Origin of the sequence: Puia dinghuensis, from assembly GCF_014642875.1 — a bacterium.
In the GTDB taxonomy this organism is placed as follows: domain Bacteria; phylum Bacteroidota; class Bacteroidia; order Chitinophagales; family Chitinophagaceae; genus Puia; species Puia dinghuensis.
This window is the reverse complement of sequence record NZ_BMJC01000008.1, coordinates 190,974-200,968: the sequence shown is the minus strand read 5'-3', so window position 1 is coordinate 200,968 and position 9,995 is coordinate 190,974. Positions and strand designations below refer to the sequence as shown.

Annotated in this window: 13 protein-coding genes; 7 read left to right on the top strand and 6 right to left on the bottom strand. The window is 52.6% G+C overall.

What is annotated here, in order from left to right; translation table 11 throughout:
- Nucleotides 1–233 precede the first annotated feature (233 nt).
- On the top strand, nt 234–458 hold the full coding sequence (locus tag IEY39_RS28730; protein WP_188938116.1) for a hypothetical protein: 225 nt from the start codon (nt 234–236) through the stop codon (nt 456–458).
- Nucleotides 459–607: 149 nt separating this feature from the next.
- Here IEY39_RS28730 and IEY39_RS28725 read toward each other — a convergent pair whose 3' ends face one another.
- The 5 genes from IEY39_RS28725 to IEY39_RS28705 form a co-directional block, all read right to left on the bottom strand.
- Nucleotides 608–1,411 carry a helix-turn-helix domain-containing protein gene (locus IEY39_RS28725; RefSeq protein WP_188938114.1) on the bottom strand — a complete coding sequence of 268 codons (804 nt, stop codon included), beginning with the start codon at nt 1,409–1,411 and terminating at the stop codon, nt 608–610.
- 8 nt (nt 1,412–1,419) lie between these two features.
- Nucleotides 1,420–2,835, bottom strand: coding sequence for an aldehyde dehydrogenase family protein (locus IEY39_RS28720; protein WP_188938113.1), 1,416 nt, complete (start codon nt 2,833–2,835; stop codon nt 1,420–1,422).
- Between the two features lie 96 nt (nt 2,836–2,931).
- Nucleotides 2,932–3,375, bottom strand: a complete 444-nt coding sequence (locus tag IEY39_RS28715) for a VOC family protein (protein WP_188938111.1) — start codon at nt 3,373–3,375, stop codon at nt 2,932–2,934.
- Between the two features lie 8 nt (nt 3,376–3,383).
- A complete protein-coding gene (locus IEY39_RS28710) occupies nt 3,384–3,833 on the bottom strand; it encodes an SRPBCC family protein (protein ID WP_188938110.1) in 450 nt (149 codons plus the stop codon).
- A gap of 63 nt (nt 3,834–3,896) precedes the next feature.
- A complete protein-coding gene (locus IEY39_RS28705; RefSeq protein WP_188938108.1) occupies nt 3,897–4,727 on the bottom strand; it encodes a helix-turn-helix domain-containing protein in 831 nt (276 codons plus the stop codon).
- A gap of 93 nt (nt 4,728–4,820) precedes the next feature.
- On the opposite strand from IEY39_RS28705, the gene IEY39_RS28700 reads away from it, so the two are divergent.
- From IEY39_RS28700 to IEY39_RS28675, 6 genes are all read left to right on the top strand, one after another.
- Nucleotides 4,821–5,426 (top strand): hypothetical protein, encoded by a 606-nt coding sequence (locus IEY39_RS28700; protein WP_188938106.1) that lies wholly within the window; start codon nt 4,821–4,823, stop codon nt 5,424–5,426.
- A gap of 3 nt (nt 5,427–5,429) precedes the next feature.
- A complete protein-coding gene (locus IEY39_RS28695; protein ID WP_188938104.1) occupies nt 5,430–6,179 on the top strand; it encodes a rhomboid family intramembrane serine protease in 750 nt (249 codons plus the stop codon).
- A gap of 140 nt (nt 6,180–6,319) precedes the next feature.
- Complete coding sequence (locus IEY39_RS28690; RefSeq protein WP_188938103.1) at nt 6,320–7,318, top strand: LiaF transmembrane domain-containing protein; 999 nt, start codon at nt 6,320–6,322, stop codon at nt 7,316–7,318.
- Nucleotides 7,319–7,329: 11 nt separating this feature from the next.
- The gene (locus IEY39_RS28685; RefSeq protein WP_188938101.1) at nt 7,330–7,689 is read left to right on the top strand and encodes a DUF4288 domain-containing protein; all 360 of its coding nucleotides are present in this window, start codon (nt 7,330–7,332) and stop codon (nt 7,687–7,689) included.
- Nucleotides 7,689–8,786, top strand: coding sequence for a sensor histidine kinase (locus IEY39_RS28680; protein ID WP_188938100.1), 1,098 nt, complete (start codon nt 7,689–7,691; stop codon nt 8,784–8,786). Before IEY39_RS28685 ends, IEY39_RS28680 begins: the two co-directional genes overlap by 1 nt.
- Entirely contained in the window at nt 8,783–9,622 is an 840-nt protein-coding gene (locus IEY39_RS28675) for a LytR/AlgR family response regulator transcription factor (protein WP_188938098.1), read from the top strand. Before IEY39_RS28680 ends, IEY39_RS28675 begins: the two co-directional genes overlap by 4 nt.
- Before the next feature lie 10 nt (nt 9,623–9,632).
- Here the strand turns inward: IEY39_RS28675 and IEY39_RS28670 are convergent, their stop codons facing one another.
- Entirely contained in the window at nt 9,633–9,992 is a 360-nt protein-coding gene (locus tag IEY39_RS28670) for a hypothetical protein (RefSeq protein ID WP_188938097.1), read from the bottom strand.
- Nucleotides 9,993–9,995 lie beyond the last annotated feature (3 nt).

The window sequence follows — 9,995 nt, the reverse complement described above, 5'->3', positions numbered from 1 at the left end:
TTTTTTTATCATGACAAAGGAGGTATGCCGGTTTCGCAGCAAAGCTAGGGCCACTTTAATAACGTAGTGATAATGTATTGATTAGTTACGACACCTACAGACTGAACTGTCCACTTCTATTACAAACGTTGTCCGAATCTCCCTAGGCCCGCTCAGCTCTTTAATTCAATGTAGGATCAAATGTCGCCTCTTCAATCAATAGTGTAGGGTTAAATAATGACTATTACAAATAAGTGAATAGATACCAACAACGGGAATTCCCCTTGAAAGCTGGTTTCCTTCCCATCCATACCGGCGCCTTCGGCACCGGCACTCACACCGATGGCGCTAATGATTGGCCTTCGGCCCGGCCCTGTCCGGGCGGTATAACCAACACGCAGATCCCGGTCTCGGGTCTGCCCCAGGGGCTTTATTATTTAACCATCGATGGGGTCACCTTCAAACTTCTTAAAAACTAACTATGGTAGCCCCTCTGCGGGCACCTACCATGGCCTCTGGGCGTTCCCTAACGCATCCACCACGGCACTTACTTACTAATAAGTAAGGAAACTTTTTCCAAAAAAGCACCCCTGCCCCCACCCTGGCCCCGCCTCTACATGCGGGTGCCTCAAGAAGTTTTCAACAACTCCGAAGGCGGCTGCCCAAACTGCTTCTTGAAAGCAAAAGAAAAATGCGATAAATCCTCGAAACCCAGGTCAAGATAGATATCGTTTGGGCGCTGTTGTTTTTGAGTGATGAGGAAATAGGCTTCCTGCAAACGGCGACGCTGCAACCAGTTGCGGGGCGAGGTCTGGAATATCTTTTCAAAATCCCGCTTAAAAGTAGCCAGGCTCCTGCCGGTGAGGTAGGCAAAACGCTCGAGTTTGACATTGAAGTGGTAATTCTTCTGCATAAACTCTTCGAGATCAATTTTATGCGGATCCGAAAAATCAAACAATACCTTCTTCAGCTCTTTGTCGTAGGCGAACAACAGCATCAGGGCTTCCTTCTGTTTCAGTTGCAGCAGCTCGGGCGCCTTGTTTTCCAATAGATCCTTATACTGCAGAAGCGATTCCATAAAATAACGCAGATGCTGCGCCCCGGACAGATCGATAAATGCCGGCGTTTTCAGCCTTTCCTCCAGTTGAAAGGCGCCCTCGGCACTCACCTGTTTGAGTAGTTCCTCATCAAACCGCATGGTCAACGATCTGAATTCTTCCCTTTCCCCCGGCTCTTTCACAAACTTCAGCAATTGATTTCTTCTGGCCAGATACAAGTTGCCTTTCCTGAACACTTTCCGTTCCGTCCCGTCATTCAGCTCCATCTCACCGGAAATGATCATCGACAGACTATGATGCAAAACAAACTGCTCCCCTTCCCTAAACGCGGCAAAATGGCAGGAATAATTGATATGATCGGTACTATCAGCCATACCCAAAGTTATATCAGGATCGATTTCGGTTCCAGATATTCTTCCAGTCCATACGCCCCAAACTCTCTGCCTATGCCTGACTGTTTGAAACCGCCAAACGGCGCCAAAGGGTCGTGCTTGAATCCATTTATGCAGACCCTTCCGGCATCAACCCGTGAAGCCACACGCAGTGCACGGTCTTCGTCCGCAGAAGTAATATACGCTGCCAGCCCATACGTGGTATCATTGGCAATGGCAATGGCCTCTTCCTCATTTTCATACGGAATAATGGAAAGCACCGGACCGAAAATTTCTTCCTGTGCAACGCGCATCTCGTTACGGACATTTGTAAAAATGGTGGCTTTTACAAAATTGCCGGCTTCAAGACCTTCGGGCTTACCCAGGCCGCCTGCAAGCAAAGTTGCACCTTCGTTCAAACCGATCTGAATATAGCTCTGTACACGTTCGAACTGTTTTTCAGATACCATCGGCCCCACATTCGTAGTATCTTTAGCCGGATCGTCTACCACTACCCGTTCTGCAGCTGCTTTAGCAAGCTGATTTACTTCCGGTAATTTTTCCTTCGGTACCAGCAAACGTGTAGGTGCAATACAGGCCTGTCCGCTATTCATATACGCGCCAAATACTGCCTGTGGGATCGCCTTTTCAAGATCTGCATCATCCAGAATAATATTCGGCGACTTACCACCCAGTTCGAGCGTTACCCGTTTCACCGTATCCACCGCCGATCTGGCAATCAGTTTTCCGGTTACCGTAGAACCGGTGAAAGATATTTTAGCAATGTCGGGATGGTTAGTGATCGCATTTCCTACCACATTTCCCAGGCCGTTGACCATATTGTAAAGCCCTTTCGGCAAACCAGCTTCATGGAAACATTCGGTAAGCAGCTGTGTCTGCAGCGCACTCATTTCGCTTGGTTTTACAACCACCGTACAACCCGCTGCAATAGCCGTTGCCAGCTTACTGCAGATAAAACTGTTGCTGGAGTTCCAGGGCGTGATAATGCCTACTACACCCACCGGCGTCATCTGTACCAACGTATTTCCGACCTTTCGCTGAAACTCGAAATGGCGAAGCGTTTCAGCCATATTATCGAAAGAAGCAATGGCATTTTGCACGCTCATTGTACAGAATCTCCGCGTGCCGCCGTATTCGAGGATCATCACCTCTGTCAACTCTTTTTCCCTTTTGCTAACGGCATTTTTCAACTTGTTCAGGATCCTGATCCGGTCTTCCACACTTGTTTTGGAAAACCATCTAAAAGCTTCTTTAGCCGCGGCAACTGCCCGCCGGGTATCTGTTTCGTCACCCAGGGTCACTTCGCCAATCTTCTGATGATCGGTCGGATTGATCAGATCGAAAACCTGTGTTCCATTGAGCGCTACAAACTCACCATCGATGTAACCTTTGTTTATACTTTTCATATTCTTTCGTTTTTACAGGACAAAGTTCCGGTAACCTGGAAAGAATAGCTTTGTTGTATAGCTCAAATATGCTTTGTTGCATGGCTCAGACCTTGTCTACGACGTGAAACCTTTTGCAGCCCCCGCCTTTACCCTTGCCACATTTGGGCCTTCGCCCGTACCCTCATAGAAGGAGAGGTCCTCGTCGATGCCAACCAACCGCCAGCACTGCCCGCCGGGCGCCTGAAAGTAGAGGTGGGGGTCTGGTACCTCCAGCTTCCTGACACCGGAATCGAGAATTTTCTTTCTCATTTCTTCTACGTTGTCGGACTTCAATTCCATCCACATCGCTCTTGCCGTTCGTGAGAATTCGGCCGCATCGGGGACATCCCCGTAGAGAAATGCAATGTAGGAGTTATCTCCCAGCCGGATGAAGTCCCTTTCTTCGTCAGCCTTCGTGATCGTACCACCGAGGACATCACAATAAAATGTACAGATGCTGTCCCGGTCGCTCCGCGGAACAATAACGGACGCATGGTTGCCCAAAATGATTTTTCCCATGATTGCTATTATTTTGTTGGTTGTCTAAATACACCTTTCCCGGTAGTGAAATAAGAGAACAGGCTTGTTCTGATCCAGTGGGTCCAACCCGATTCACAATCCTTGTAACATTGGACGTTCGGCGTAAGCCCTTCATGGGTGAAGGTCAACGCTGTGACGCCGCCGGTTTCATGGAGATCGAAGATCAATCGGGTGTTGGTCCATTCCGTTTTATCCGAATACCAGGGCATATGGCAATCGGTAACCAACCAGACTACCCTTTTACCGGGAACTAATTCCGTAACAGTAAAGTTGAAGAAAGAATCCCCCGTCATCTTTACTACAAACTTGTCCCCTTGTTTTTCGGAGCTTCCAGTGAAGGTTATTCCCCACCACTCCGGTACATGGCTGATCTTTTCGATCGCCTCGGCCGCGCTGATCTTCGCGGAGATGCTGCTGCTAAAATTGCTGTTTCCCATTTTATTTGCTTTTTTTAACAAAGCTAAGGCGATGGGAAGCCGAAGTATTGTACGAATCGGAACTCAGCTTGTATAATTCCTGGTACTGAGCTCGTTCATACTGTTTTGTAACTCGGTGGGGGTGGTTCCTGTGAACCGCCTGAAGGCCCTGAGGAAATGGGACTGGTCGTAGTAATATTCGTAGATATATTGCTTCACCATTTCCGGCGGGATGCCGGTGGAATAGGCCTGATAGAACTGTTTGAACCGGACTATCTCCGCCAGGTTCTTGGCGCCGGTGCCCAGGTGTTCGGAGAATTTCCGGTGAAGCCAGCGTGCGCTGTAGCCGGTCTCTTTTTCCAGCTGCGTCACCGTGATCAGCCCGTTGGTAGCCGTTATCCGATGGATACAATGATCATAAATGGGATCAGCCGCGTTGTTTTCCAGCTGTTTGATCAGAAAGTCTTGCAGGAGTTGCAACTTCCCGGTAATATCGCCGGTTTCAGCCAATCGCGAGCGAAGCGTTTCGGCCCCGCCGCCGGTGAGGTCGGAAAGGTCCGCAATCTCGTTTTGAACCTCGGTATACCGTAAACGAAAAAAACGGTAAGCGCCGAGCGGGTTGAATTCGATGATGATCGTGCCGGTCTGCGCATCCTCATAGGAATCCAGGATCACCGGCGTATCGATCAGGCCGGTGAGTGTCAATTCATTTTCACGCTGCAGGAAGGCCTTGTCCCCCACGCGGGCTGTGATCCCGTTGCGATAGGTCAGCGTCAATTTGAGATTTGTATTGGGGACGATCAGCTTCCTTTCCTGCGCGGGAAGCCGGCCGGTGCTTTCGAACACCCACATTTTCGCAACGTATGGGCTTAACAACGGATGAGGCGTAACCGGATGGAAGCTGAACGCTGTCATTTGCAGGGGATTAATGCTACCTTAAAGTTAAGGCTATGCGATGGATTTTTCAAAATGGCAGATAAGGGTTAATTTGCTGCTAAACTCCTAACTATGCTTAAGACACTATCTTTCTCCTCCCTCCTCGTATTGGCTCTCGTCATCGTTTCCTGCCACAAAAGCAACGTGGGCGGTAATTCGGCGCAGCTTGTCGGTAATTATCAATTTCTTTACCTGAGTGCACAGGTCCAATCGATCAGTCAGGCAAGTGGCGGTGGCCAAACGCAGAAGGCTGTTACCTATTCCAATTACAAGACCACACAAAACACCGGTACGGTAACTTTAACGGCGGATTCCCTTGCTTCAAAGGGTGTAGGTTATACCGCTGCTTTCACTTCCCTCACCTATGAATATGTCAACGGAGTGCTGACAGATAGTATATCTTTCCCCTTCTCGTTAACCTATCCTCCATCCAGTACGAGCACCAAATACGATGTCATCGGCCAGGACTCGATCTATTTTCACGGCGGCTACCTGGTGTCGGGGTTTGGCGGCGGCTCTACGCTTGCGCCGCCCAGCGGAGGACATTTTTCATTTAAAGGAGATACGCTGTTTATCACTTCCCATGTTAACCAAACCACACCTCCCCAGAATTCGGGCGGCATCTCCGTTACCGGCTCTGAGTCGGGCGTGGCGACCATTGCTTTGCTTAAACATTAAAAAATGGTTTTACCCATCGGCGACGATAACAGGGATAGGAAAACGACCCCTATCGTAAATTACCTGCTTATAGGGCTTAACATCTTTGTATTTATCTATTGGCAGCGATGGGGACATGACTTGCGGTTTACCTATTCCTACGCCACCGTTCCGGGTGAAATTATTACAGGGCACGATATTGTTACCCATTCGAAGACCCTTATCGATCCTTCCACAGGTCAGCGGGTGATCCTGCCGGGCCTGGGTGTAACGCCCATCCCGGTATTTCTCACGCTATTTACTTCCATGTTCATGCATGGGGGCCTGCTGCACCTTGGCGGGAATATGTTATTCCTGTACATTTTTGGCGATAATGTGGAAGATGCGATGGGTCACCTCCAATACCTTATATTTTATTTGCTGTGCGGGATGCTGGCAGGGTTAAGCCATGTCTTCGCTACCTACTTTCTGGGGCAAGACCTGCTGACCCCCAGCCTCGGCGCATCCGGCGCCATTTCAGCGGTGCTGGCAGCCTACGTGCGATTATTTCCGGGCAAAAGGGTTTATTTATGGATATTCCTTTTTATCGTTCCGGTGCCTGCATTTATAGCCGTAGGGTTGTGGTTTGTCTTCCAGGTGATAGATGGATTGGGGATGCTGGGAGGCGATCAAACCGGTGGTGGTGTGGCGTATGCGGCGCATATAGGGGGCTTTCTTTTTGGATTGCTGTTGACGCGCATGTTTGCCCGAAGATACCTGGCCCGGAGAGGGTAATGGCTCCCCGCCTGCCCAACATCCTCAAATTCCTTTACCGAGAAAATACCCCCACCTACCGCCCATCACCTCCTTGTGGCGGAATCCCCCTTGCGCGGCCCGTTAATACCCATTAGATTTGATTAAAAATTCAACTGACAATGGACGAACGCGAAGAACAACAGATCATTTCCCGCAGGCGCAGCGGCAGGGTGTGGGCAGGGCTGTTCCTGCTACTGATAGGTGGTGTGCTCCTGCTCGATCAAATGAACTTCCCCCTACCCGACTGGCTCTTCAACTGGCATATCCTTCTGGTCGCAATAGGACTCTTTATAGGACTCCGGCACAACTTCCGCGGCGGCGTGTGGTTCATACTGATGGCCATCGGCGGCTTCCTGATCATACAGGACTACTATCCCGAAACCCACCTCCACCGGTTTTTATGGCCCGCCATATTCATGGCTGTAGGGATACTCTTCATACTCCGGCCCCATCGGTATCGCGGTTCCCATTTTCGCCTCCCCCCCGGTTTTCGTGGCCGCTATGAACACTACGGCCCCGGCCCCGGCGGACCCGGCAACCCCGGCGATCCTGCCAACCCCAGCGATCCCGGCAACTCCGGCGGCGACCCTGGCAACACGGGCGGCACGGGCGGCACAGGCGGTCCTGGCAACACAGGCGGTCCCGGCGACCCCGGCGACTTTAGCCACCTGGACCAGAAATGGCGGGAGAAATTCGAACGCCACCGCATGAAATGGGAAAGGCGCCACCGCTATTACATGCCCAACACCGCCTTCGGCCGCCAGCGCGAAGGCTATTCCCCTGAAGACTTCATCGACGCCACCTCCATCCTCGGCGGGGTACACAAAAAGGTGATGTCGAAAAATTTCAAAGGCGGCGACATCACGACATTCATGGGCGGAACGGAAATAGACCTCACCCAGGCCGATTTCACCGGCACCGTCCGGCTCGACGTCACCCAGATAATGGGCGGAACAAAGATCATCGTCCCCCCTCATTGGGAGATCAGGTCGGAAGTCACCGCGATCTTCGCCGGCTTCGAGGACAAGCGAACCCAACCCGCTGTCACCAACTCCGACAAGGTCCTCGTCATCGATGGAACTTCCATCTTCGGCGGCATCGAATTAAATAACTATTGAACGTAAAACATATGAACTGGTATCTTAGCAAGATCATCTTCCGCATCATCTGTGGCGAAGGCGACCACACCCCGCAATTCGATGAGCAGCTGCGCCTTATTGCGGCCGAGGACGAAGAGGAAGCCTTCTGCAAGGCCATGACCATCGGTCAGCGCGAACAGGATGCCTTCTATAACCACGAACAGCAGCTTGTGCAGTGGAAGTTCATCAATGTCGCCGAGCTCTACCGGTTCAGCGGCCTGCTCGACGGCGCCGAGATGTATTCGCGCATCCACGAGACCGACGACCCGGACGCGTACATCGACCAGGCTAACCGCCGCGCCGATCACATCCGCGCCAGCACCACGCATAAGATGCTAAGATTATTATAATGGCCAAATCACCGCTTTCGACAAACCGCTTCTTCATCATCTTCATCTCCTGGTGGGCCATCTGGGCCTTCCTGCAGACCGGCACGCTGCTCAGCTTTGGCCTCGGCACCGGCACGGCACTCGTCGACAGCGTCGTCACCAACGGCCTCGTCGGCCTCAGCTGCGGCTTTCTCGCCAACAACATGCAATACTATATCCCGAAGCAGGAACGCTACTGGTACATCTTCTTCATCAGCCTCGGGCTCACTACGCTCGTCCTCCTGGCCTGCAAGGCCATCCTCGTCCCCCTCATCAGCGACAAAGTCAACGGCGGCACCTATGCGCAGTTCTTCAACAAGAGCTGGGCCATCCGCTATGACCTCATCTTCCTGCAGATAGGCTGTATGTCCATTCTCAGCGTCCTGTGGTATTCCACCGCGGAAGAACGCGAGAACCGCAAACGACACACCGATGCCGAACGCCTCGCCAAGGAAGCCGAACTCTTCAAGCTGCGCCAGCAGCTGGCCCCGCATTTTCTGTTCAATAGCCTCAACTCCATCAGCGCCCTCATCGGCAGCCAGCCCGAACAGGCCCGCAAGATGATCCAGCAGCTCTCCGACTTCCTCCGCGGCAACCTCCGCAAGGAAGAACAGCAATCCGTACCGCTGTCCGAGGAATTACAGTATCTCGAGCTTTACCTGGATATCGAAAAGGTGCGTTTCGGTCATCGGCTCGATACCCATATCGAATGTAACCCCGATTGTATGAGCAGCAAGCTGCCCCCGATGCTGCTGCAACCTATCGTAGAGAACGCCATAAAGTTCGGGCTCTACGACACCACCGAGGACGTAACGATCGCTATCCGCGCCCGTGTCGACGGCCGGTATGTCGTCATCGAGGTGGAGAATCCGTTCGACCCCGAGACCTCCCGTCCAAAGAAAGGCACCGGCTTCGGCCTCAGCTCGATACAACGCAGACTCTATCTGCTCTTCGCCCGGCCCGATCTCCTGGAGACCCGGGTCGATGGCAATCTTTTTACGACGATCGTGCGGATCCCGCAACCGGAAAGCCCCGTCCCGCGGCCTGATCCCCCTACCGACAACACACAAACATCATGAGCAACACTACCAATGGCGCCACCGCCCCCATCACAGCCATCATCATCGACGACGAACCGCTTGCCCGGATGATCGTCAAAGAATATCTCCAATCCTATCCCGCCATCACGATCCTGCAGGAATGCGGCGACGGCTTCGAAGGGATAAAGGCCATCCAGCAACACCGGCCCGATCTCATCTTCCTCGATGTGCAGATGCCGAAGATCAATGGATTTGAAATGCTCGAACTCGTGGAAGACCCGCCCGCCGTCATCTTCACCACTGCCTTTGACGAATATGCGATAAAGGCTTTTGAAAACCATGCGGTGGATTATTTGCTGAAGCCGTTCAATAAAGATCGGTTCGACAAGGCGCTCCGCAAATGGATCGACCAGCGCGCTACCCAGCCCGCCGGCAACGCCGCCGCCACCCTGGAACCCGCCCCCGGAGCCACCGCGACCGGCACCCACGCCCCCGGTATCAGCAGCACCGAAGCCCTGCTCGAAACCGCCGCCCAGTCACCCGCCCAACAGCAACGTATAGTCGTAAAAACCGGCGGCAAGATAAAGATCATCCCACTCGAGGACATCCATTATCTCGAAGCCGCGGACGACTATGTAAAGATCCACACCAAGACCGGCGCCTTCCTCAAGAACCGCACGATGAGCTTCTTCGAAAAAAGCCTCGACCCCGCCCAGTTCGTCCGGACGCACCGCAGCTACATCCTCAACGTTCAGCAGGTGACGCGCATCGACCCCTACGAAAAGGACAGCCACCTCTGTATCCTCCAATCCGGGGCTTCCGTGCCAGTGAGCAAGGCCGGCTACATCAAGCTGAAGTCGGTGCTGGGGCTGTAGGGCCGCTCGGTTACCAACGCCGGAGGCTACTCACCTCTTCCATTTCCCCATCGACGACCTTCACGGTCTTTACATGGGTGGCGTCCTGCATGTCGATGAGCCAGGCCGTCTTTCCGGAAGCCCGCACTTCTTCCACCGTGAGGATCGCATAATCGTAATACGAAGGCTTCACTATCGCCCTGATCTCCGCAGGCAACTCTTTTTCCCCATAGTAAGCGATAGTGCCGACATGTCTGCCCTTCTTGTCGAAGAACTCCCTTATCGTCGGGGTGGAGGTCGTCGGGGCGGAGGTCGTTTGGGCGGATGCAACACCGGCAGTACCCGCAAGCAGGAGGCCGGAAAGCAGAAGCTTAAAAAAGATCGTTTCCATAAT

Excerpts from the sequence above, each read along its gene's own strand:
- IEY39_RS28725 (WP_188938114.1), bottom strand. The coding sequence starts at position 1,411 with ATGGCTGATAGTACCGATCATATCAATTATTCCTGCCATTTTGCCGCG.
- IEY39_RS28670 (WP_188938097.1), bottom strand. The coding sequence starts at position 9,992 with ATGGAAACGATCTTTTTTAAGCTTCTGCTTTCCGGCCTCCTGCTTGCG.
- IEY39_RS28695 (WP_188938104.1), top strand. The coding sequence starts at position 5,430 with ATGGTTTTACCCATCGGCGACGATAACAGGGATAGGAAAACGACCCCT.
- IEY39_RS28700 (WP_188938106.1), top strand. The coding sequence starts at position 4,821 with ATGCTTAAGACACTATCTTTCTCCTCCCTCCTCGTATTGGCTCTCGTC.
- IEY39_RS28690 (WP_188938103.1), top strand. The coding sequence starts at position 6,320 with ATGGACGAACGCGAAGAACAACAGATCATTTCCCGCAGGCGCAGCGGC.
- IEY39_RS28680 (WP_188938100.1), top strand. The coding sequence starts at position 7,689 with ATGGCCAAATCACCGCTTTCGACAAACCGCTTCTTCATCATCTTCATC.
- IEY39_RS28685 (WP_188938101.1), top strand. The coding sequence starts at position 7,330 with ATGAACTGGTATCTTAGCAAGATCATCTTCCGCATCATCTGTGGCGAA.
- IEY39_RS28720 (WP_188938113.1), bottom strand. The coding sequence starts at position 2,835 with ATGAAAAGTATAAACAAAGGTTACATCGATGGTGAGTTTGTAGCGCTC.
- IEY39_RS28705 (WP_188938108.1), bottom strand. The coding sequence starts at position 4,727 with ATGACAGCGTTCAGCTTCCATCCGGTTACGCCTCATCCGTTGTTAAGC.
- IEY39_RS28715 (WP_188938111.1), bottom strand. The coding sequence starts at position 3,375 with ATGGGAAAAATCATTTTGGGCAACCATGCGTCCGTTATTGTTCCGCGG.
- IEY39_RS28675 (WP_188938098.1), top strand. The coding sequence starts at position 8,783 with ATGAGCAACACTACCAATGGCGCCACCGCCCCCATCACAGCCATCATC.
- IEY39_RS28710 (WP_188938110.1), bottom strand. The coding sequence starts at position 3,833 with ATGGGAAACAGCAATTTTAGCAGCAGCATCTCCGCGAAGATCAGCGCG.